Below are 21955 nucleotides of genomic sequence, written 5' to 3' on the forward strand. Positions count from 1 at the left end.
TTTTACCTGATGCCGCGCACATCCCGCGGCCCGGCCGCGCCGACGACCGACCGCGCGTGCGACCGGCGCATGCCGCCCGTTCCCCGGCCGGCGCCCACTCCAGCGCGCGTCGGCCCGTGCTGCCGGTCGAACCTTGGCGGACTGTCTACCCATGCGCGCCACATCGCTGCCAGAACTGTCATGCCCCACCTGGAGGCTGAACGCGTAAGCCGCGCCCGCTTTCCATCGCACCGAAAGGAGATCCCTCATGTCCCGCACCACCCCCGCCCCGTTCCTGTCGCTGGCCCTGCGCTGCCTGGGCCTGCTCGCCCTTGCCGCCCCGGGCCTGGCCAGCGCCCAGACCGATGCCTTCCGGGGCCGCTACAACGCCGGCGTCACCACCTATGCGATCAGCGGCCAGGAACCCCGCGCGACGGGCAGGTACCCGGTCTACGTGCATATCGGCGGGACCGGCGAGAACTACCAGAGCAACTGGGCGATGGCCGCGGTGAATGCCGCCGCGGCCAAGGGCTTCGTGGCGGCCTCGGTGGAGTACGACAACGCCAGCTTCGGCAGCTGCGGCGTCATCGGCAACCGCGCCAAGGCCATCTTCGACGCGCAGAACATCAACAGCGCCATCGCCCAGCTCTGCGCCCGCGACAAGGCCGATTGCTCCAAGGGCGTGGTGACCGGCGGGCTCAGCCAGGGCTCGATCATCTCGGTGCTGGCGCACGACTACGATCCCCGGGTCGCCGCCTCGTTCGGCCAGGGCACCGGTACGACCTACACCGCCTACTACAACCTGGCCTCCTGCATCGCCGACGGCAACCACAGCCTGCCGTCCGATCGCCTGCGCATCATCAACGGCGAGCGCGACATGTTCGTCGGCGGCACCGAGAACGTCGCCCGCACCCAGGCGCAACTGGTCACCGGCCTGCGCTGCGACGGGCAGCAGTCGTGCTTCCGCAGCAACGGCAGCGGCTGGTACATCGTCAAGGACCGGGAGGTGCAGGACCTCTACGCCGACCACTGCTTCATGGGCTTCGGCGGCTATCCAGGCACCCAGTGCACGGGCGTGCTGGTCGACGGCAACTACCGCAGCGGCACCGCCGCCTGGGCGCTCAACCCCACGCTGGACTGGCTGAAGACCTTCGTGACGCCGTAAGCGGCGGCATCGCCTGTGCCGGCACCAAAGCGGTCGGGCGGATACCGCGACGCAGCGCCGGCCACCGCCGCCGCCGGACGCTCGATGTCTTGCGACCGGCTCAGGCGGCGAAGCGGCCGTCGCGCAGGAAGGCGGCGGTCTGCCGCGCGGCCTGCGCCGAGAACAGCAGGCCGCTGTGGCTGGCGCGGACCTGGCAGTGATCGCCCAGGCCGGGCACGCGGGTCTCGGCCAGGGCTACGCTGCCGTCGGACTCCGGCCCCAGCGCGACAAAGCGTGCGCCCAGCCCGCGCGCCACGGTGCCGGCGACCATGCCGACCTCGGCCGGCCCGTCCCAGCGCGCCACACCCTGCTGCAACAGCGCCGCGCTGCGGCCCAGCGCCAGTCCGAGCCGCCGTTGCGCCAGGGCGCGCGCGGCGGCACTGCCGGCCAGCGGGCTGCCCAGGCACACCACCCGGGTCACCGGCAGCGAGGGCACCTCCCGCAAGGCCTGCAAGGCGATCAGGCCGCCGAGGCTATGCCCGACCAGCGCCACCGGACCGGTGGCTGCCATACGTTCGATGCGGGCGTGCAGCCGTGGGAGCGCGGCCTCGGCGCCGCCGAACGCGGTCGAATAGCCGAAGCTGGCGACGCGCCAGCCCTCGCGGCGCAGGCGCAGCGCCAGCGGCAGCAGCCACGGCCGCGCGTTCCAGATGCCATGCAGCAACAGCACCTGGGGCGCGGCGGCCATCGGCGACTCAGCCGCAGGTGGTGCGAACGATGTGATTGCTGCCATCCAGGAACACGTTGAGCCGATCCAGGCGCAGGTCGCGGGTCACCGCCTGGCCCGGCGCGATCGGCCGCACCACGCCGGCTCCGCTCTCCTTCCAGACCCGGCTCATGGTCGCCTGGGTGGCCTCCTGGCCCACCGCCCAGGCCACGGCCTCGACGTTGCAGCGGCCATCGCCCTGCACCGTCGGCCCGGCACTGGCCGGCTGCAGCGACGCCGGTGGCGCGCACGCGGCCAGCAGCGGCACGACGGCGGCGATTCCCATCCACGGTCGGAACATGGCGTGCTCTCCTCAAGCTGGACAGGCCAGCACTGTAGCGCGCACTCGTTGCCGCTGTGTCGACGCGGCATGCCCGGACGACGTCCGGCGGCAGGCGTCAGGCCGCGCGCGGCGGCCGGCGCAGGATGAATTCGAGATCGCGCACCTGCCCTACCGGGAATTCGTAGGTGCCGACCTTCTCGAAGCCGTAGCGCGCGTAGAACCGCTGCGCGCCCAGGTTCTCCGACCACACGCCGAGCCACAGCGTGCGCGGGCCGTCGCGCTCCAGCCAGGCCAGGGCGGTGTCGAACAGCCGGGCACCCCAGCCGCCGTTCTGGTGCGCGCGCAGCAGGTACAGCCGCTTCAGTTCGCCATCGCCAGGCGTCACGTCGGGATGCGGCAGGCCGCAAGGGCCAGCGGCAGCGTGTCCCACCACCTCGCCGTCATGCTCGACCAGCCAGATCGCGTAGTCCGGATGCGCCAGCACCACCTGCGCGCGCTCGATCGAATAGGCTTCGTCGAGGAAGGCCTGCAGGTCCTGCGCAGGATACAGATGGCCGAAGGTTTCGCAGAAGGTGGCCGTGGCGATGCGGGTCACCTCCGCGGCATCGTCCGGCGTGGCGCGACGAATCAGCACGGCTCAGCGCGCCGGGTGCGCGGCATCGGCGTCGGCCTCTTCGCCGTCGCCCTCGTCTTCGTCGTCGCCTTCTTCTTCCTCGTCCTCTTCTTCCTCGTCGTCTTCCTCGTACTCGTAATCGTCCTCGCCGAAGTCCTCGCCGTCCCAACGGCCTTCCGGATCCGGCACGAACGCCAGCGGCGCGTTGGCGCCGCTGCCGGCGCGCACCAGCCAGCCGCCGAACACGCGCGCGCGCTGGGTGACGATGGCCTCCACTGCGCCCTCGTTGCCGAGGGTTTCCCACTCCAGATTGAATGCGGTCTCGCTCATGTGTCGGCCTGCGCTAGGGTTGTTGGAAGAAAGAAGTCACTGCGCCTGCGGGCGCACCTGCACGTGCACTTCGGCCAGCTGCGCGTCGGCGATCGGCGACGGCGCGTCGGTCATCAGGTCCTGCGCGCCGGTGGTCTTGGGGAACGGGATCACGTCGCGGATCGACTCGGTGCCGGCCATCAGCGCGGCGATGCGGTCGATGCCGAAGGCGATGCCGCCGTGCGGCGGCGCGCCGTAGTTCAGCGCATCCAGCAGGAAGCCGAACTTGGCGCGCGCTTCCTCGGCACCGATGCCGAGCAGCTCGAACACCGCGCTCTGCATGTCCGGACGGTGGATACGGATCGAACCGCCGCCGATCTCGTTGCCGTTGAGCACCATGTCGTAGCCGCGCGACACCGCGGTCTTGGCATGCGTGCGCAGCTCGGCGATATCGTCCACCGCCGGCGCGGTGAACGGATGATGCAGGGCCACGTAGCGCTGCGCCTCCTCGTCCCACTCGAACATCGGGAAATCGGTGACCCACAGCGGACGCCAGCCGTCGGCGACCAGATTGAAATCCTTGCCGGCCTTCAGGCGCAGCGCGCCCATGAAGTCGGAGACCTTGCCGTAGGCGCCGGCGCCGAAGAACACGATGTCGCCGTTGCCGGCACCGACGTGGGCGAGCAGCGCGGCGAACGCGGCTTCGCCGAAGAACTTCTGGATCGGCGAGCTGATCTCGCCGCTGTCGGCGATCTTGACGTAGGCCAGGCCCTTGGCGCCGTACTTGGCGGCGTGCGCGGCGTACTCGTCGATCTGCTTGCGCGACAGGCTGGCGCCGCCGGGAATGCGCAGCGCAGCGACGCGGCCGTCGGGATCGGCGGACGCGGCGCTGAACACCGCGAAGTCGCTGTCCTTGACCAGCTCGGCGACGTCGGTCAGTTCCAGGGCGATGCGCAGGTCCGGCTTGTCCGAGCCGTAGCGGCGCATGGCCTCGGCCCAGGTCATGCGCGGGAATTCGGCGGCCAGCTCGACGTCGACCACCTCCTTGAAGATGGCACGGACCATCGCCTCGACGAAGTCCTGCACGTCGCGCTCGCGCACGAAGGCGAACTCCATGTCGAGCTGGGTGAACTCGAGCTGGCGGTCGGCACGCAGCGCCTCGTCGCGGAAGCAGCGCGCGATCTGGTAGTAGCGGTCGAAGCCGGCCACCATCAGGATCTGCTTGAACAGCTGCGGCGACTGCGGCAGCGCGTAGAACTCGCCCGGATGCATGCGCGCCGGCACCAGGAAGTCGCGCGCGCCTTCCGGGGTGGCCTTGGTCAGAATCGGCGTCTCGATGTCCTGGAAGCCACGCTCGTCCAGGTAGCGGCGCAGCGCCTGTACCAGCTTGATGCGGGTGCGCTGCATGCGCTGCATCTCCGGGCGGCGCAGATCCAGATACCGGTACTTCAGGCGGGTTTCCTCGCCCGGGTTCTCGTGCGCGTGGAACGGCAGCGGCGCGGCCTTGTTGAGCACGGTGATGGCGGTGGCGATCACCTCGACCTTGCCGCTGCGCAGCTTGTCGTTGACCGCATGCCGCGCGCGCACCACACCCTCGACTTGCAGCACGTCCTCGTAGCCGAGGCTGGCGGCGACCTTGAACACCTCCGCGTTCTCGGGCTCCACCATCACCTGCACGATGCCTTCGTGGTCGCGCAGGTCGATGAAGCACACGCCGCCGAGGTTGCGGGCCACGTCGGTCCAGCCGGCCAGGGTGACGGTTTGGCCGATCAGGGTCTCGTCGACCAGGCCGCAGAAGTGGGTACGCATCGCTAGCTCCAAACAGGGGGCGCCCGGCGCAGAAGGCGCCGGCAAGCCCGGTATTCTGCGGCGGCGCGTCGGCCCGGGCAAATCGCGCATGACTCATCCTGGCTTAAGTTGGCCTGCGGCTATAGTCCGCGCACCATTCACGGGGAGGAGAGAACCCATGTTGAAGCACCTTGGTGGCTGGCTGGTGATCGCCGCGCTGGCCCTGGCCAGCGCCCCGGCCGCGGCCCAGAGCGCCCGCGCCTACGCGCCGCAGGACTTGCGGCAACTGTCGGTCCCCGGCCGGGTCCGGGTGATCGAGCGCGAGTACGCCGACCAGTCGCGCGGCCGGCAGATCCCCGACGACCAGCTCGAGTTCTACCTGGACCAGATCGACCGCGGCTGGGGCTTCGGCAACATCCAGCAGGACATCGCCACCTCGCTGCGCGGCAGCGGCGGCGGCTGGCGGCAGGAACCGGGCTTCGACGGCCGCACCGTCGCCTGCTCCAGCAACGACCGCCGGCGCCAGCAATGCGCCACGCCGTTTCGCGGGCCTGCGCGACTGGTCGGCACCCTGTCCGATTCGCCCTGCATCGAAGGCCGCACCTGGGGCTCGGCGCCCGGCGTGGTGTGGGTGGACCAGGGCTGCCGTGGTCGCTTCGTCGAAGGTCGCGGCAATTGGGGCGGCAACTGGGGCGACGGCGGCGGCAGTGGCGGCGTGGCCGGCACCGTCCGCTGCGAGAGCCAGGACCAGCGCCAGCGCATCTGCCCGACCGGCTGGCGCAACGCCATGCTGGTGCGGCAGCTGTCGGACACCCGCTGCATCGAGGGCCGCACCTGGGGCTCGCGCGATGGCGCGGTGTGGGTCGACGACGGTTGTCGCGGCGAGTTCGCCCAGGGCCGCGGCGGCGGTGGCTGGGGGCCGGGCCGGCCGCCGCTGGACAGCGGCTACACGGTGACCTGCAGCAGCGACGACAAGCGCCTGCGCACCTGCGCCTGGGACCGCCGTCAGGGCCGCCCGGAACTGATCGAACAGCTGTCCGGCACCACCTGCGCGGAAGGCCGCACCTGGGGCTACGAAGGCAATACGGTGTGGGTCAACGGCGGCTGCCGGGCACGCTTCGGGGCGCGCTGAGCCAAGGCAACGGGCCACGCGGCGTGCTGCGTGGCCGGATGCATGGCGTGACAGGTCGACTTCGGGAGCGGCTCTTGCTCTTTTGGATCGACCGCGACCGGGCAAGGCTCGGTCGCGGCTGAAGCCACTCCTACGAGAGGCCGCGGGCTTGGCGCGGCCTGGCGGGACTCAGGTCGCCGCAGGCTTGGCCGCGGCAGGCGCGGCGGCAGGCGTGGCCGCCGCAGCGGGCTTGGCCGGCGCGTCGGACGTCGTCGCGGCGGCCGCGGGCTTGCTGTCCCCGCTGCTGGCCGTACTCCCCGACTCGGCCAGGTTGCGTTTCTTGTCGCCGTCCTTCTTGAAGTCGGTCTCGTACCAGCCGCTGCCGGACAGGCGGAACGCCGGCGCGGTGAGCTGGCGCTTGACCGCAGGGGCGGCGCAGGACGGACAGGTCTCCGGATCGGGATCGGACAGTTTCTGCAGGCGGTCGAAGCTGTGACCGCATGCGGCACATTGGAAAGCGTAGATCGGCATGGCGGCAAAAACGCGAGAGCAACGGAGGCGGCCAGTATGGGGGCCGCACGCTGGCTTTCAAGCGTCCCCGCTCATCACGCCGGCCCGGGCTTGGGCCGCGGCGCCGTTTCCGGCGCGCCGGCAGGCGACGTCGGTGCGTCCGCCAACGGCGCCTCGGCCACCGGCTCGTCCGGCGCCGTCGGTGCCTGCGCCGACGCGGGATCGGTCGGCGCGGCCGGCGCCATCTCCAGCGGGCTGACGTCGAACGGCATGCGCAGCAGCAGCGCCGGCAGCAGCGTGGTCAGGGCCGCGTACAGCAGCAGCGCGCCGAACAGCGCGTCGGCGATGGCGAAGCGGTCGCGCAGGATGCCGGCCAGCACCAGGGTGAAGATCAGCGTCGGCGACAGCGCCAGCGACACCCGCAGGCTGCTGCGCGCGCCTTCGCCGAACAGCACCCGCCGCTGCAGCCACAGAATGCCGATGCGCAGCGGCAACACGCAGGCGGTCAGGGCCAGGCCCAGGCCCAGTGCATGCAGGCTCAGCGCCCCGCTCGGCACCTTGGTGCCGGCGTTGAAGAAGTAGAACGGCACGAAGAACGAGGCGAACAGGCGCACCGCCTGCAGGTTCTCGTCGGAGGCCAGCAGCGGCATGCGCTGGCGCAGCAGCCGCGCCACCAGCCCGGCGATGAACGCACCGACCAGGTAGTACACGCCCAGCGAATAGGTGATGTAGGCGGCAATCAGGCCGACCATCACCAGCAGCGAAAACTCCGACCCCGGCGCCTGCGGCGCCACCCAGCGCCCCAGGGCCACGAACAGCAGCGGCAGGCCGACCAGCATCGCCAGCAGCGCCAGGCTGGACAGGCCCATCTGCCAGGGATCGCCGGCCTGCAGGATCACGAACAGCGCCGCCAGCGCCAGCAGTTCGCCGGCGATGGCCTTGCTGGTGACCCAGAAGCGCTCTTCTTCGTCCAGCCCAAGCCGCCCCAGCGACTCGATGATGAAACCGGTGGAGGGGGTCAGCAGGGCCAGCGCCAGCAATCCGGCCGCCTGCCACGACAGCCCGGCGTAGCGCCAGGCCAGCCAGCCGACGCCGAACAGGGTGCCGCCACGCACCACCAGGTGCAGCAGCAGCGGCCACAAGCCGCGGCGCAGCGCCTTCGGGTCCACTTCCAGGCCGGCGAACAGGAACAGCGAGGAGATGCCGAGCGTCGCCAGCAGGGTCACCACCGGGTCGTGCGCGCGCGGCCCCATCGCCAGCATCGCGATGATGCCGAACAGCAGGCAGGTCAGCGGCGCCGGCATCTTGAAGCGTTGCAGCGCGCGCGGGATCACCAGCAGGGCGAAGATCAGCAGCAGGTAGATCAGTTCGTGGCTCATCGGGCAGGAGATTCCGGTGGGACCCGCCGGCGGCGGCAGCGGCGATGATGCCGGGTCGGCCGTGTGGTACGCCATCACGGAGCGCTGGCGTGCCAATCGCTCGCGCCGCGATCGCACAGACCGCGTGCGATCCCAGCCCCCCCCCGCACTGCACAGGCCATGTCGCAGCAAACGCGACACGCCGCTGAAGACAGCCAACAGCGCCAGCAGTGCGGCGTCGCACCGCCCTCATGGTCGACCTGTCACCTACGCCGTGGCAGTCTCGCGGCGGCGACCGATCCCGGCCGCCGCCGCTTTGCGTTCCCCGGGACCACCATGACCGACCTGACCCGCCGCCGGCTGCTCCGCGCCGGCCTCACCGCCAGCGCCGCCGCGCTGCTGCCGCCGAGCATCGCCCGCGCCGCCGCGATCGCCCCGGACGTGCGCAGCGGCACCCTCGACGACCTGCAGCACGTGGTGATCCTGATGCAGGAGAACCGCGCCTTCGACCATTACTTCGGCAGCCTTCCCGGCGTGCGCGGCTTCGGCGACCGTTTCCCGATCCCCGCACCGCCGCTGCCCGACACCGCACCGCGCACGGTCTGGCTGCAGCCCAGTACCGACGGCAGCCGCCAGCTCGCGCCGTTCCCGCTGCGCACCGCACGCGACTTCGCCACCATGCGCGTGCAGGGCACCCCGCATACCTGGCCGAACGCGCAGCAGGCCTGGGACCACGGCCGCATGGGCCAGTGGCCGGCAGCCAAACGCGACCACGCGCTGGCCCACTACGAACGCGACGACCTGCCGTTCCAGTTCGCCCTCGCCGACGCCTTCACCATCTGCGACGCCTACCACTGCGCGATCCAGGCCGGCACCAATCCCAACCGCGTGTTCCTGTGGACCGGGCAGAACGATCCGCATGCGCGCGCCGGCGGCCCGGCGATCGCCAACTCGCACGACAACTTCCCGGAACTGGGCGGCGATCCGGACGACTACCGCTGGCCCAGCTACGTCGAGGCGCTGCAGCAGGCCGGCGTGTCGTGGCAGATCTACCAGGACATGGCCGACAACTTCACCGACAACCCGCTGGCCGGCTTCGCGCCGTTCCGCGCGGCCTGGCGCGGCGCGCCCGGGCACGATCCGCAACTGCGCGCACGCGGCGTCTCCAGCCGCAGCCTGGCGCAGTTGCGCGAGGACGTGCTGGCCGCGCGGCTACCGTCGGTGAGCTTCATCATCGCCGACGCCGCCGGCAGCGAGCATCCCGATCCGTCCAGCCCGGCGCAGGGCGCGGCCTACACCGCGCGCGTGCTCGATGCGCTGACCGCCGATCCCAAGGTGTGGGCACGCACCGCGCTGCTGCTGATGTTCGATGAGAACGACGGCTTCTTCGATCACGTGCCGCCACCGGCCCCACCCTCGCCCGACCCGTCCGCGGCCGGCGGCTGGGCCGGCGCCTCCAGTGTCGCCACCGACGGCGAATACCACCTGCATCCTGCGCCGGGCGACGCCAAGGCCGATCCGCCGGAGCTGCGCGGGCGTCCCTACGGCCTCGGCCCGCGCGTACCGCTGTACGTGATCTCGCCGTGGAGCCGCGGCGGCTGGGTCGATTCGCAGGTCTACGACCACACCTCGGTGCTGCGCCTGCTGGAGCGCCGCTTTGGTGTCGCCGCCGCCGGCCTGACCCCGTGGCGCCGCGCGGTCTGCGGCGACCTGCTGAACGCCTTCGACTTCCGCCAGGCCGACACCCGTCCGTTCGTCGCCGACCTGCCGGACGTGCGCGAGGCGGCCGCGCGCGCCGCGGCGTTGCACGACCACGCAGTGCCACCGCTGCCGGCGCAGTTGCAGGCACCGCGACAGGCGTTTGGCGTGCGCCGTTCGCGCGCCCTGCCGTATCGGCCGACGGTGCAGTTGCAGTACGTGCTCGAGCGCGGCGAAGTGCAGTTGCGCATGGCCAACACCGGCGCAGCGGCGGTGCTGCACGTCTACGACCGCTACCTCCTGGAGTCGATCCCGCGCCGCTACACGGTGGGCGCCGGCGCAACCCTGGACGGCACCTGGACCACCTACGACGGCAGCTACGACCTGTGGCTACTCGGCCCCAACGGCTTCCACCGCCACTACCGCGGCGACCTCAGCGCCCCGCTGCTGCAGGCCGAGATCGTCCAGGAGCCGACCGACGCGCAGGCACTGTGCCTGGTCCTGCACAATCCGGGTGCCGCGCCACTCGAGGTGTCCCTGGAACCGGCCGCCTACGCCCAGGCACAACCGCGCCAACGGGTGACGCTGGCGCCCGGCGCCGAGCAGCGCATTCGCTGGAATGCCAAGCCGAGCGGCGGCTGGTACGACCTGTGGCTGATCCAGGACAACGCGCGCCAGCGTCTGGCCGGCCGCGTGGAAACCGGCAAGCCCGGCATCAGCGATCCGGCCATGGGCGGGGCGGCGCGGCTGTATCAGGAGAGCCCGCCCAACTATCAAGGCCCCGGACCCGTCTGAGGCGGGCGGGATTGGGGATTCGGGATTGGGGATTCGTGACAACGTCCGGGATTTGGGATTGGGGATTGGGGATTGGGGATTCGTGAAAGCGCAATCCGCGCACTAACACGCTCTTGCCAATCCCGAATCCCTAATCCCGGCTCTCAAGCACCCCGATCGTCCGCAGCCAGGTCTCCACCAGCTGCGGCCACTGCGCGATCGGCAGGTTCTTCGCGCGCAGGCCGAAGGCGTGGCCGCCCTGGGCGTAGATATGCATTTCCGTCGGCACGTCGGCGTGGTTGAGTGCGACGTAGTACGACAGCACCTGCGAGACGCCGTCCACGTGGTCGTCCTGGGCCTGCAACAGGAAGGTCGGCGGGGTGTCGGCGACGACGCGGATGTCCGAACGCAACGCCAGATCGGTGGGATTGCGGGTGTCGTCGTCCTCGTCCTCATGCACCCACAGATGGCCGGGATACACGGCGATGGCGAAATCCGGGCGGCAGCTCACGCGATCGGCGGCATCCACCAGCGGATAGGTGCGCTGGGCGAAATGCGTACTGGTCGCGGCGACCAGGTGGCCGCCGGCAGAAAAGCCCATCACCCCGATCTTGTGCGGGTCCACGCCCCAGGTGGCGGCCTGCTGGCGCACCAGGCCCAGCGTGCGCTGCGCGTCCTGCAGCGCGGTCTGCACCTTGGGGTAGTAACGCCGGTCGTTGACCCAGGTCGGCCCGGAGTTCGGCACGCGGTATTTCAACAGCACGCAGGTGATGCCGCGCGAGACCAGCCAGTCGCAGATCTCCGTGCCCTCCAGGTCCATCGCCAGCATCTGGTAGCCGCCGCCGGGAAATACCACCACCGCGGCGCCGGTGTTGTGGCCCTGCGCTGGGTACACGGTCATGGTCGGCCGGCTGACGTTGTCGATCCTGGCCCCGGGCCCAGCCGTTTCCGGCTTCGGATGCGGCAGCGCATCCGGCACCACGCCAGGCCAGATCGGCACCTGCACGTGGCCCGGTGCGGGTTCCCAGACCCGCGCCTGCGCGGCGTGGGCAGACAGACCGAGGGCAATGGCCAACGAACAGCACACGAATCGACGCATGGGACGCTCCGAACAGGGTTGGGAATGAAAGGGACCGCACGATCAGTGAGCACGGCCGCGGTGGCCGTGGCCGTTGGTACAACGCGGGCGATCGCGCGCGGCATCGACACGTGGCGTCGCCGATGATCGCGAGCAGCGTCTCGTACGCATGGCTGCGGCTCCCGCTCGTGGGATCAGCCGCGACGGACCTTCGCGATAAAACCTGTCGCGGCCGAAGCCGCGCCTACGGGAGATCGACCTGCATCCGGCGCGATTGCGGCGAACGCAGTCGATGCAACGCGCGCAACGCCGCCTAACCGGTACGCCGCGTCTGCGCAGGCAGCGAAGCCACGACCGCCTGCGCCACCGCTTTCAGCGTCGCATCGCGCGCGGCGCTGTCGACCGTGGCGCCGTTGAGATAGGCGGTGAGCAGCAGCGGCGTGGCCCGCCCCGGCGCCCAGACGATGGCGATGTCGTTGCGGGTATCGGTGCCGTTGCTGCCGGTCTTGTCGCCGATCTGCCAGCCCGCCGGCAGGCCGGCGCGCAGGCAGTCGTTGCCGGTACGGTTGTCGCGCATCCAAGCAATCAGGCGCTGCCGCGACACCGGCTGCAGCACCTCGCCGAGCAACAAGGCGCGCATCGTGGCCGCCATCGCCGCCGGCGTGGTGGTGTCGCGCGGATCGCCGGCGACGAACTCGTTCATGCCCGGCTCGTTGCGGTCCAGTTGGGTGGACGCATCGCCCAGCGCACGCAGGAAGCGGGTCACCCCGGGCGGGTCGCCGACCAGCGGCAGCAGCAGGTTGGCCGCGGTGTTGTCGCTGTAGATCATCGCCGCGCGGCACAGCTCGGCCACGCTGAGCGTGCCGCCGACATGACGCTCGGACACCGGCGCATTCGCCAGCAGATCCGCCTTGCGCACGGGCAAGCGCCGCTCCAGGGCCAGCTCGCCGCGGTCGACCCGCTGCAGCACCGCCCCCGCCAATACAAATTTGAAGGTACTGCACAGCGGGAAGCGCTCGTCCTGGCGCTGTCCGCCGAGCGTCGCGCCGCCGCCGTCGAGCAGGCTCACGCCGAGCCGGCCACCACTGCGCCGCTCGATCTCGGCCAGCCGCTGCTGTAGCGTCGGCGCCGGATTTTTCGCGGTTTTTGCCTGCGCACCAGCCACGACCAGCAGGCTCGCGCCCACTCCCACGCCCTGCAGGAACCGTCGTCTCGTCAGCATCGTCCACCTCCGTCGGGAGCCAGGATGATGGCCGCATTGACCCACCCCCACCAGCGAGGTTATTCAATCGCACCCATGAGCCGAATTGATACCTGGCGATGATTCGTCCGCATCTGCCGCTGAACGCCCTGCGTGCCTTCGAGGCCGCGGCGCGGCACCAGAATTTGACCCGTGCCGCCGCCGAGCTGTGCGTGACCCAGGCCGCGCTCAGCCATCAGATCAAACAGTTGGAGGCGCGCCTGGGCGTGGTGCTGTTCCAGCGCCTGCCGCGCGGCGTGGCCCTGACCGACGAAGGCCTGCGCCTGCATCCGGTGCTGACCGAGGCCTTCGACCGCATCGCCGGGACGCTGCAGCGCTTCGCCGGCGGTCGCTATCGCGAGACGCTGAGCGTGGGCGTGGTCGGCACCTTCGCGGCGGGCTGGCTGCTGCCGCGGCTGGACGCCTTCCACGCCGCACACCCGGACATCGAACTGCGCGTGTACACCCACAACAACCGCGTCGACCTGGCCGGCGAAGGCCTGGACCTGGCGATCCGCTTCGGCGATGGCGACTGGCAGGGCCAGCACGCCACGCCGATCCTGGACGCGCCGTTCGCGCCGGTGTGTGCGCCGGCGCTGGCGCCGCTGCTGCGCACGCCTGCGGACCTCGCCAGGACCACCCTGCTGCGCTCCTACCGGCTGGACGAATGGCCGCGCTGGCTGCAGGCCGCCGGCGCGCCCGAGGTGCTGGCCGGCGGTCCGATCTGCGATGCCTCGCTGACCCTGGCCAGCATCGCCGCGGCCGGCCACGGTGTGGCCTTGCTGCCGCTGCGGTTGTTCGCCCAGGACCTGGATGCCGGGCGGCTGGTCTGTCCGTTCACCACCCGCATCGACCTGGGCCGCTACTGGCTGACCCGGCTGCGCTCGCGCGTGGAAAGCGACGCCGCCCGGCGCTTGCGCGAGTGGTTGCTGGCCGAGCAGGCCGCACTGACCGGCTGAGAGACACCGCTGCCGCCGCATTGGGCGCCGGGAGGACTTGGGCACACGCCGGCACGCACCTTGCTTCGCCTACCAGCAAGGCCTGACAGTAATGTGAAGAATTTGTGCACTGCCGCTTGGCGGCCGGGCAGGCCCGAAATATGATCCTGGTCGCAGTCGCACTGTGCGCCGGGGATGGCGCTGACCGTTTCGGGGGAAACATGCTGATGAACCGTGCTGTCCTGACCGCCCGTCCGGGCCTGGTCTCGCGTGACGTCGTGCTGGCCGGCGTGCTGGCCTGTCTGTGTGTGCTGCATCTGGCCTATTTCCTGCGCGGCGGCGCCAGCGAATGGCATTGGGCGCTCAGCGCCGCTGGCCTGGCGCTGATGGCGCTCAAGGCCGGCTTGCGGCCGACGCCGACCGCCCGCCCCTCGCTGAAGAGCCTGCGCTCGCGCACGCCGCTGGACTGGGCGGCGATCGCCGGCGGCCTGCTGGTCGTGGCCAGCGCTGCCGCCTGAGCGGCACGGGCCGGCGCCGCGCGCGTCGGCGGATGCGATCGTCCTCATCCTGCACGGCATGTCCGGCGCGCGCGATTGCGCCGGGCACGGCCTGCCACTGTCGCCAGCAGCGTCCTCGTGGGGCAGGCGCGCGCGCAGCCCTGGGCGCTGGCGCAGGCGATGCAGGTGGGACTTGCCGTTGGCTGAGGCGATGCGGCGTCGGGGCTGAAGCCTCTCCCACACCGGGTACGCCGGCTCACGTTCCGGCCTCGCCTGGAGCGGCGTGAAGAAGCGATTGAAGCCCCTCTCCCACCGGGAGAGGGGTTGGGGTGAGGGTACGCCGGCACGCACGGCCGGCCACTCCGACTCCCCCGGCACCCGGACCCTCATCCGCCCCTTTGGGGCACCTTCCCCCGAAAAGGGGGCCATGGTCCCGCAGGGAGAAGGAACCGTCAGCTCGACGTGGATCGTCCGTGCTCGCCGGCACACACCGGCAATGGCGAGATCCACCGCGGCTCAGGCGCCGTCGATCAACTCCATCCATGCCTGCTCGGCCTGCGCCAGGTCGCGCGCGGTGGCCTCGCGGTCGCGGCCCAGCACCGCCATCTTCTCCGCATCGGCGTAGTGCTTGGGATCGGCGAGCTGGCGGTCGAGCTCGGCCAGGGTCGCTTCCAGTTCGCCCACGCGCTTCTCGGCGGCGGCCAGCTTGTGCGGGTTCGGCGGCTTCTTCGCCGGCAGCGGCTTGACCGGCGGCGGCGGGGTCGGCGCGGCCTCGGCCAGTTTCTGCTTGGTGCCCTGCGCGGCCGGGCGGGTGCGCAGCCAGGCGGCATAGGCGTCGAGGTCGCCGTCGAACGGCTCGACCACGCCGTCGGCCACGCGCCAGAAGGTGTCGCAGACCAGGCCGATCAGGTGGCGGTCGTGCGAGACCATCACGATCGCGCCCTCGAAATCGCTCAGCGCCTCGGCCAGCGCCTCGCGCATCTCCAGGTCGAGGTGGTTGGTCGGTTCGTCGAGCAGCAGCACATTGGGCTGTTGCCAGGCGATCAGCGCCAGCGCCAGGCGCGCGCGCTCGCCACCGGAGAACCCGTCGACCGGCTCGAACGCACGGTCGCCGGGGAAATTCCACTTGCCGAGGAAATCGCGGAACGCCTGGTTGCTGGCGTCCTTGTCGATCTCGCGCATGTGGTCCATCGGCGACTGGCCTTCGTGCAGCGACTCCACCGTGTGCTGGGCGAAGTAGCCGATACGCAGGTCCGGATGCGCCATGCGCTCGCCGGCGATCGGCGGCAGCTCGCCGACCAGGGTCTTGACCAGGGTGGTCTTGCCGGCGCCGTTGGGGCCGAGCAGGCCGATGCGCTGACCGGCCTCCAGGCCGAAGCCGACGTTGTGCAGGATCACCGCGTCGGCGCCGTAACCGGCCTCGGCGTGATTGAGGCGGATCAGCGAGAACGGCAGCTTGGCCGGCGGCGCCAGTTCGATGCGGAACTCACGTTCGGCGCGCACCGCCTCGGTGCCGGCCAGCTTCTCCAGGCGCTTCATCCGGCTCTGCGCCTGCGCCGCCTTGGAGGCCTTGGCCTTGAAGCGGTCGATGAAGCTCTGCAGGTGGGCGCGCTCGGCCTGTTCCTTCTCGTGCGCGATCTGCTGCTGGCGCAACTGCTCGGCGCGCTGGCGCTCGAAATCGGTGTAGCCGCCGGTGTACAGCTTGGCGCCGCCGTTGTGCAGATGCAGGGTGTGGGTGGCGACGTTGTCGAGGAACTCGCGGTCGTGCGAGATCAGCAGCAGCGTGCCCGGGTATTTCAGCAGCCACTGCTCCAGCCAGTACACCGCGTCCAGGTCGAGGTGGTTGGTCGGTTCGTCGAGCAACAGCAGGTCGCTGGGCATCATCAGCGCGCGCGCCAGGTTCAGGCGCACGCGCCAGCCGCCTGAGAACGAGGACACCGCGCGGTGGTGGGTCTCGGCCGGGAAGCCGAGGCCGTGCAGCAGCTTGCCGGCGCGCGCATCGGCGTCGTAGGCGCCCATCTCGGCCATCTTGGTGTGGGCGGCGGCGACCGCCTCCCAGTCCTCGCGCGCGGTCGCCTCGGCCTCTTCGGCCAGCACCGCGGCCACCGCGGTGTCGCCGCCGAGCACGAAGCTCAGCGCCGGGTCCGGCAGCGACGGGGTTTCCTGGGCCACGCTGGCGATACGCACCTTGCCGGGCAGGTCGACGTCGCCCTTGTCGGCCTCCAGTTCGCCCTTCACCGCCGCGAACAGGCTGGACTTGCCGGCCCCGTTGCGGCCGACCACGCCCACCCGGTAACCGGCATGCAGGGTGAGGTCGACATTGGACAGCAACAGCCGCTCGCCGCGGCGCAAGGCGAAATTACGTAGGGAAATCAAGGCAGGGCACTCGGCTAGCGAGGCGGAAGTGTAGCCGCTTCGCCAGCCCCGGCCCACCCGGGACGGCAATGCGGCACGGTCCGGGGCGGCGCGCGGGCCGCCGCGAAAACCCGACCCAGGTCCGTTTTTGTATACGCGCCCATGTGAAAAACGGATTTCAATCCGATGGCACACGCTGCACCGCAGCATCCACCCCGCCCCACCGGAAATCGCCAGACCCGCGCCAATCCCCCAGCCAGGAGTCTCCGCCCGATGACGCAACGCCGCCTCCCCCTCGTCCGTGCCGTCCTGCTCGTGCTCGCCTCCGGCAACAGCCTCGCCCAGTCCCAGCAGGCGCCGACGACGCTGGACAACATCATCGTCACCGGCACCCGCATCGCCGACCGCACGGTGGCCGAATCGCAATCGCCGATCGACATCATCGCGCCCGAGGCGCTGCAGGCCACCGGCGCCAGCGACCTCGCCAGCGCGCTCGGCAAGCTGCTGCCGTCGCTGAACTTCCCGCGCCCGGCGATCAACGACGGCAACGACGCGTTGCGCCCGGCGACCCTGCGCGGCCTGTCGCCGGATGCGGTGCTGGTGCTGCTGGACGGCAAGCGCTACCACACCACCTCGCTGGTCAACTACAACCCGTCGGTCGGGCGCGGCTCGGCGCCGGCCGACCTCAATTCGATTCCGATGTCGGCGATCGCGCGCATCGAAGTGCTGCGCGACGGCGCCTCCGCGCAATACGGTTCCGACGCCATCGCCGGCGTCATCAACATCGTGCTCAAGCACGGTGCCAAGGCCGGCAGCAACAGCGTCGCGGTCAGCGGCGGCATCATGGACAAGGGCGACGGCGCGCAGAACGGCATCGACGGCTCCTACGGCCTGGCCTTCGGCGGCGCGCCGGACGGCGAGGCGCCGGGCTGGGTGCGGGTGTCGTGGAACTACCTCAACGCGATGAACACCAACCGCGCCGAGAACACCGACAAGGCCACCACCCTGGCCGGGGCCGCCAACCCCAGCGGCGTTCCCTACGAGCGCTACGGCGATCCGGCGCTGAAGACCTATCAGGGGCTGGTCAACTTCGGCTACGTGCTCACCCCGCACGTCGACCTGTACGGCTACGCCAACGTCAGCCGCCGCGAGGTGCTGTCCAACGGCTACTACCGCGCCTGGGACAACAGCGACCGCAACGTGCCGGCGGTCTACCCCAACGGCTACCTGCCGCAGATCTACAACCCGTCCAACGACCGCGCCGCGGTGCTCGGCCTCAAGGGCAGCACCGACAGCGGCTGGACCTGGGACGTCTCCGCCGACTACGGCAAGAACGACGTCACCTTCGACCTGCGCAACACCATCAACACCAACCTGTACTGGAGCACCGGCGCCTCGCCGACGCGCTTCAACGCCGGCGGCTTCCGCAACGAGCAGAACGCGCTCAACGCCGACTTCAGCAAGTCCCTGGACTGGGGCCTGGCCTATCCGGTCAACCTCGCTTTCGGCGCCGAGTACCGGCAGGACAAGTACGCCGTGCTGGCCGGCTCGCCCACCTCGATCTACTTCGACCCGAACGCCATCAACCCGGACACCGGCGCACCGTATCCGGGCGGTTCGCAAGTGTTCCCCGGCCTGTCGCCGACCGTGGCGGGGCAGTTCCAGCGCCACAGCAAGGCGGTGTACGCCGACCTGGAAGCGGACCTGAGCGAGCGCCTGTCCGGCGGCGTGGCCGCACGCTACGAGGACTACAGCGATGCCGGCACCACCCGCTCGGGCAAGCTGTCGGCGCGCTACCAGCTCAACGACGCCTTCGCCATGCGCGGCACGATCTCCAATGGCTTCCGCGCGCCCTCGCTGGCGCAACAGAACTACGCCTCGGTGGTGACCCTGCCGGTGGACGGCGTGCTCAGCCAGATCGGCACCTACCGCACCTCCGATCCGGTGGCCATCGCGCTCGGCGCCAAGCCGCTGTCGCCGGAGAAATCCACCAACTACAGCGTCGGCGCGGTCTGGCAGCCCGGCGGCGGCTTCAATTCCACCCTGGACCTGTACCAGATCCGCATCTGGGACCAGATCCTGTACTCGGACCAGATCTCGCTGGCCGTGCCGATCGGCCAGGTCAGCGCCGCGCAGTTCTTCGTCAACGGCGCCACCACCCGCACCCGCGGCGTGGACTGGGTGAGCAACTACCTGCTCGACCTCGACCGCGCCGGCACGCTCAACCTCAGTTTCAGCGCCAACTACAACAAGATCGAGATCCTGGAGATCTCCGATCCGAACTTCGGCCGCGCCAGCCAGGGCCTGCTGACCGATGCCACGCCGCGCACCAAGTACGTGCTCAGCGGCGACTGGAGCCTGGCCGGTTGGACCCTGCATGGCGACGCCACCCGCTACGGCGCCATCACCCGCCGCGGCGACGAGGCCGACGGCAGCCAGGACCAGGGCTTCGCCGCGCGCTGGCTGCTCAACCTGTCCACCAGCTACGCCTGGCACGACCTGACCTTCACCGTCGGCGCCGACAACGTCACCAACCAGTACCCGACCCGGACCGCGCTGAACAACATCTACGACGACCGCCCCAACGGCCTGCAGTACTCGCCGCTGTCGCCGTTCGGCTTCAACGGGCGCTACTGGTACGGGCGAGTGAGCTACCGCTTCTGAGCGACCCTGGCGGGCGTCGCCGCGATGGGCGACGACGTCCGCCACGCGCGATTCGCGCGGCCGACAGGCCTATGCCGCAGCTGTCCCGGTGGGCGCGGACGCTACCGGGACGTTGTGCGTGCCTCCCCATTGCGGACGGCGGCGCGCGGCGTTCTGCCGCCCTTAGAACGCAATGGAATAAGAACATGCGCTTGCATCCTGCGACGCAGCACGCATGTTAAAAAATAATTAGACATCCCTGAGGACGCGGCCTGCCGGCCCTGCCGGTCGCCGCATGCCCCGCCTGCCGTTTCGGCACCTGCTGGAGTTTTTATGAACCGTCCGTTGTCGCTGCTGGCGAGCGCCGTGCTCGCCGCCCTCGCCGCCCCCTCCTTCGCCCAGACCGCGTCCGACGCGCCGAGCACGCCCAGCACATTGGATACAGTCATCGTCACCGGCACCCGCGTCAGCGACCGCACCGTCGCCGAGTCGCAATCGCCGATCGACATCATCACCCCGGAGGCACTGCAGGCCACCGGCACCTCGGAACTGGCGACCGCGCTGTCGCGCGCCCTGCCCTCGCTGAACTTCCCGCGCCCGGCGCTGACCGACGGCACCAGCGGCATCCGCCCGGCGCAGTTGCGCGGGCTCTCGCCCGACCAAGTGCTGGTGCTGGTCAACGGCAAGCGCCGCCACACCTCGGCGATGATCAACGTCAACGGCACCATCGGCCGCGGCGCCTCGGCGGTGGATCTCAACGCGATCCCGATCGCCGCGATCGAGCGGGTGGAAGTGCTGCGCGACGGCGCCTCGGCGCAGTACGGCTCCGACGCCATCGCCGGCGTGGTCAACATCGTGCTCAAGGGCACCGGCGAAGGCGGCAGCCTGGCCGTGGAGCACGGCAAGTACTCGGCCGGCGACGGCGCCAAGTCGCAGCTCTCCGGCGATACCGGGGTCGGCTTCGGCGACGGCCGCGGCAGCCTGCACGTGGCCGGGCAGATCAGCCAGCAGGACGCCACCAACCGCGCCGGCCCCTACCAGGGCACCGCGCCGAACACCGGCAACTATCCCGGCATCGGCCAGACCACCTTCGTCTACGGCGACCCCAAGGTCGACGCCACCGCGATCTCGGCCAACGGCGAGTTCCGCTTCAGCGACAACCTCACCGGCTACGCGACCGCGATCGCCAGTAACCGCGACATCACCTCGTTCGCGTTCTACCGCTCGCGCAACCACAACGGCCAGACCGCGCTGCTGGCGCAGGTCTATCCCGACGGCTACGTGCCGCAGATCGAGCAGTACTCCAAGGACCGCTCGCTGGTCGCCGGCCTGAAGGGCAGCACCGCCGGCGGCTTCGCCTGGGACGTCAGCTACAACTACGGCTACAACAAGGTCGACTTCCACACCGCCAACAGCATCAACTACAGCCTCGGCGCGGACAGCCCGAGTCGCTTCTACGACGGCGCGCTGGAGTACACCCAGAACGCGGTCAACGCCGACTTCACCCAGCCGCTGGAATGGGGCCTGGCCTATCCGGTGACGCTGTCCTTCGGCGCCGAGTACCGCCAGGAGAAGTGGAACCAGTCGCCCGGCGAGCCGGCCTCGTACACCGGCACCACCGGCGGCGCGCAGGGCTTCGCCGGCTTCGCGCCGCTCAACGCCGTGCATTCGGACCGCCACAACTACGCGGTGTACGCGGGGCTGGAAGCCGACCTCACCGACAAGTTCTCCGCCGGCCTCACCGGCCGCTACGAGGACTACTCGGATTTCGGCAGCAAGACCTCCGGCAAGCTGTCGGCGCGCTACGCGTTCACCGACAAGGTGGCGCTGCGCGGCACCGTCGCCAGCGGCTTCCGCGCGCCGTCGCTGGCGCAGCAGCAGTACCAGGCGGTAACCAGCAGCTACATCAACGGCAGCTTCTTCGAATCCGGCACCTTCCCGGTGAACAGCGCCGTGGCCCAGGCGCTGGGCGCCGCGCCGCTGAAGGCCGAGACCTCGCTGTCCTACAGCCTGGGCCTGGTGCTGCAGCCGGTCGAGCGCCTGTACCTGACCGTGGACGCGTACCAGATCGAGATCGACGACCGCATCCTGCTCTCGTCCAACCTCAACGATGCGGCGGTGCTGGGCAAACTGCGCCAGCTCGGCTACAGCAACGTCACCAGCGTGCGCTACTTCAGCAACGCCGCCGACACCCGCACCCGCGGCGTCGACGTGGTCGGCACCTACAGCATCCCGTTCGCGGCAAGCACGCTGGACCTCACCGCCAGCTACGGCTACAGCAAGACCGACATCACCCATGCGGTGACCCAGCCGCAGGCGCTGGCCGCCATCGGCTCGACCCAGACCACGCTGGGCCGCGACGAGATCGGCCGCCTGGAGGACAGCTACCCGAAGGACAAGCTGATCCTAAGCGGCACCTGGAAGCTGCCGAAGTGGGATCTGAGCCTGGCCGCCACCCGCTACGGCGAGTTCACCGTGCGCAACTCGGCCACCGCCGCCCGCGACCAGACCTACGGCGCGGACTGGGTGGTCGACGCCTCGGCCAGCTTCAAGCCGAGCACCAACTGGACGCTGACGCTGGGCGCGGACAACGTGTTCGACCAGTATCCGGACAAGACCGCCAACCTGATCAACTCCACCTACGGCATGCTCCCGTACAGCAACTACTCGCCGTACGGTTTCAACGGCGCCTACGTGTACGGGCGGATCAATTACCGCTGGTGATCGCACGCGCGGGCATCGATTGCGCCTGCGTTGAACGGCATAACGACGGCCCGGGTTTCCGGGCCGTCGTTGTTGTTGGGACGGGGATTGGAGATTGGAGATTGGAGATTCGCCAGCCTGCGACGTTTTCACCGGCCTGAACTTTCT

General features: G+C 70.3%; 17 protein-coding genes. 7 read left to right on the forward strand and 10 right to left on the reverse strand.

Going from position 1 to position 21955, the window contains the following annotated elements; translation table 11 throughout:
- Positions 1 to 247: 247 nt before the first annotated feature.
- Positions 248 to 1144 carry a hypothetical protein gene (locus tag SLW56_RS07335; protein WP_267117524.1) on the forward strand — a complete coding sequence of 299 codons (897 nt, stop codon included), beginning with the start codon at positions 248 to 250 and terminating at the stop codon, positions 1142 to 1144.
- Between the two features lie 100 nt (positions 1145 to 1244).
- Here SLW56_RS07335 and SLW56_RS07340 read toward each other — a convergent pair whose 3' ends face one another.
- From SLW56_RS07340 to aspS, 5 genes are all read right to left on the reverse strand, one after another.
- Positions 1245 to 1871 (reverse strand): alpha/beta fold hydrolase, encoded by a 627-nt coding sequence (locus SLW56_RS07340; protein ID WP_320694568.1) that lies wholly within the window; start codon positions 1869 to 1871, stop codon positions 1245 to 1247.
- Positions 1872 to 1878: 7 nt separating this feature from the next.
- A complete protein-coding gene (locus SLW56_RS07345) occupies positions 1879 to 2190 on the reverse strand; it encodes an I78 family peptidase inhibitor (protein WP_223875595.1) in 312 nt (103 codons plus the stop codon).
- 97 nt (positions 2191 to 2287) lie between these two features.
- Positions 2288 to 2806: a GNAT family N-acetyltransferase gene (locus tag SLW56_RS07350; protein WP_295920143.1), complete on the reverse strand. Its 519-nt coding sequence runs from the start codon at positions 2804 to 2806 to the stop codon at positions 2288 to 2290.
- 3 nt (positions 2807 to 2809) lie between these two features.
- On the reverse strand, positions 2810 to 3115 hold the full coding sequence (locus SLW56_RS07355; protein WP_152236023.1) for a DNA primase: 306 nt from the start codon (positions 3113 to 3115) through the stop codon (positions 2810 to 2812).
- Between the two features lie 36 nt (positions 3116 to 3151).
- Positions 3152 to 4903 carry an aspartate--tRNA ligase gene (gene aspS, locus SLW56_RS07360; RefSeq protein WP_152239591.1) on the reverse strand — a complete coding sequence of 584 codons (1752 nt, stop codon included), beginning with the start codon at positions 4901 to 4903 and terminating at the stop codon, positions 3152 to 3154.
- 157 nt (positions 4904 to 5060) lie between these two features.
- Here aspS and SLW56_RS07365 point away from each other — a divergent pair, with 157 nt between their 5' ends.
- A complete protein-coding gene (locus tag SLW56_RS07365) occupies positions 5061 to 6014 on the forward strand; it encodes a DUF3011 domain-containing protein (protein WP_148828960.1) in 954 nt (317 codons plus the stop codon).
- A gap of 168 nt (positions 6015 to 6182) precedes the next feature.
- Here SLW56_RS07365 and SLW56_RS07370 read toward each other — a convergent pair whose 3' ends face one another.
- Positions 6183 to 6524, reverse strand: a complete 342-nt coding sequence (locus tag SLW56_RS07370) for a zinc ribbon domain-containing protein (protein ID WP_148828961.1) — start codon at positions 6522 to 6524, stop codon at positions 6183 to 6185.
- A 74-nt stretch (positions 6525 to 6598) separates the two neighbouring features.
- Positions 6599 to 7882: a cation:proton antiporter gene (locus SLW56_RS07375; RefSeq protein WP_267122143.1), complete on the reverse strand. Its 1284-nt coding sequence runs from the start codon at positions 7880 to 7882 to the stop codon at positions 6599 to 6601.
- Positions 7883 to 8197: 315 nt separating this feature from the next.
- On the opposite strand from SLW56_RS07375, the gene SLW56_RS07380 reads away from it, so the two are divergent.
- Positions 8198 to 10354, forward strand: coding sequence for a phospholipase C, phosphocholine-specific (locus SLW56_RS07380; protein WP_320694569.1), 2157 nt, complete (start codon positions 8198 to 8200; stop codon positions 10352 to 10354).
- 130 nt (positions 10355 to 10484) lie between these two features.
- Here the strand turns inward: SLW56_RS07380 and SLW56_RS07385 are convergent, their stop codons facing one another.
- Together SLW56_RS07385 and bla are read right to left on the reverse strand one after the other, a co-directional pair.
- On the reverse strand, positions 10485 to 11408 hold the full coding sequence (locus SLW56_RS07385; protein ID WP_320694592.1) for an alpha/beta hydrolase: 924 nt from the start codon (positions 11406 to 11408) through the stop codon (positions 10485 to 10487).
- A 316-nt stretch (positions 11409 to 11724) separates the two neighbouring features.
- Entirely contained in the window at positions 11725 to 12633 is a 909-nt protein-coding gene (gene bla / locus SLW56_RS07390; RefSeq protein WP_320694570.1) for a class A beta-lactamase, read from the reverse strand.
- Positions 12634 to 12731: 98 nt separating this feature from the next.
- Here bla and ampR point away from each other — a divergent pair, with 98 nt between their 5' ends.
- Positions 12732 to 13610, forward strand: coding sequence for a LysR family transcriptional regulator AmpR (ampR, locus tag SLW56_RS07395; RefSeq protein ID WP_320694571.1), 879 nt, complete (start codon positions 12732 to 12734; stop codon positions 13608 to 13610).
- Between the two features lie 206 nt (positions 13611 to 13816).
- A complete protein-coding gene (locus SLW56_RS07400) occupies positions 13817 to 14107 on the forward strand; it encodes a hypothetical protein (RefSeq protein ID WP_320694572.1) in 291 nt (96 codons plus the stop codon).
- 495 nt (positions 14108 to 14602) lie between these two features.
- On the opposite strand, the gene SLW56_RS07405 is transcribed toward SLW56_RS07400, so the two are convergent.
- Positions 14603 to 16462 carry an ABC-F family ATP-binding cassette domain-containing protein gene (locus SLW56_RS07405; RefSeq protein ID WP_320694573.1) on the reverse strand — a complete coding sequence of 620 codons (1860 nt, stop codon included), beginning with the start codon at positions 16460 to 16462 and terminating at the stop codon, positions 14603 to 14605.
- A 252-nt stretch (positions 16463 to 16714) separates the two neighbouring features.
- Between SLW56_RS07405 and SLW56_RS07410 the strand changes: the two genes are divergently transcribed.
- Positions 16715 to 19105 carry a TonB-dependent receptor gene (locus tag SLW56_RS07410; RefSeq protein ID WP_320694574.1) on the forward strand — a complete coding sequence of 797 codons (2391 nt, stop codon included), beginning with the start codon at positions 16715 to 16717 and terminating at the stop codon, positions 19103 to 19105.
- Between the two features lie 312 nt (positions 19106 to 19417).
- Positions 19418 to 21808 (forward strand): TonB-dependent receptor, encoded by a 2391-nt coding sequence (locus tag SLW56_RS07415; RefSeq protein WP_320694575.1) that lies wholly within the window; start codon positions 19418 to 19420, stop codon positions 21806 to 21808.
- The last annotated feature ends 147 nt before the right edge of the window (positions 21809 to 21955 follow it).

This window comes from Xanthomonas sp. LF07-6 (assembly GCF_034105445.1).
Classification (GTDB): Bacteria; Pseudomonadota; Gammaproteobacteria; order Xanthomonadales; family Xanthomonadaceae; genus Xanthomonas_A; species Xanthomonas_A sontii.

Excerpts from the sequence above, each read along its gene's own strand:
- aspS (WP_152239591.1), bottom strand. The coding sequence starts at position 4,903 with ATGCGTACCCACTTCTGCGGCCTGGTCGACGAGACCCTGATCGGCCAA.
- SLW56_RS07345 (WP_223875595.1), bottom strand. The coding sequence starts at position 2,190 with ATGTTCCGACCGTGGATGGGAATCGCCGCCGTCGTGCCGCTGCTGGCC.
- SLW56_RS07355 (WP_152236023.1), bottom strand. The coding sequence starts at position 3,115 with ATGAGCGAGACCGCATTCAATCTGGAGTGGGAAACCCTCGGCAACGAG.
- ampR (WP_320694571.1), top strand. The coding sequence starts at position 12,732 with ATGATTCGTCCGCATCTGCCGCTGAACGCCCTGCGTGCCTTCGAGGCC.
- SLW56_RS07380 (WP_320694569.1), top strand. The coding sequence starts at position 8,198 with ATGACCGACCTGACCCGCCGCCGGCTGCTCCGCGCCGGCCTCACCGCC.
- SLW56_RS07410 (WP_320694574.1), top strand. The coding sequence starts at position 16,715 with ATGACGCAACGCCGCCTCCCCCTCGTCCGTGCCGTCCTGCTCGTGCTC.
- bla (WP_320694570.1), bottom strand. The coding sequence starts at position 12,633 with ATGCTGACGAGACGACGGTTCCTGCAGGGCGTGGGAGTGGGCGCGAGC.
- SLW56_RS07365 (WP_148828960.1), top strand. The coding sequence starts at position 5,061 with ATGTTGAAGCACCTTGGTGGCTGGCTGGTGATCGCCGCGCTGGCCCTG.
- SLW56_RS07400 (WP_320694572.1), top strand. The coding sequence starts at position 13,817 with ATGAACCGTGCTGTCCTGACCGCCCGTCCGGGCCTGGTCTCGCGTGAC.
- SLW56_RS07340 (WP_320694568.1), bottom strand. The coding sequence starts at position 1,871 with ATGGCCGCCGCGCCCCAGGTGCTGTTGCTGCATGGCATCTGGAACGCG.
- SLW56_RS07335 (WP_267117524.1), top strand. The coding sequence starts at position 248 with ATGTCCCGCACCACCCCCGCCCCGTTCCTGTCGCTGGCCCTGCGCTGC.
- SLW56_RS07415 (WP_320694575.1), top strand. The coding sequence starts at position 19,418 with ATGAACCGTCCGTTGTCGCTGCTGGCGAGCGCCGTGCTCGCCGCCCTC.
- SLW56_RS07375 (WP_267122143.1), bottom strand. The coding sequence starts at position 7,882 with ATGAGCCACGAACTGATCTACCTGCTGCTGATCTTCGCCCTGCTGGTG.
- SLW56_RS07370 (WP_148828961.1), bottom strand. The coding sequence starts at position 6,524 with ATGCCGATCTACGCTTTCCAATGTGCCGCATGCGGTCACAGCTTCGAC.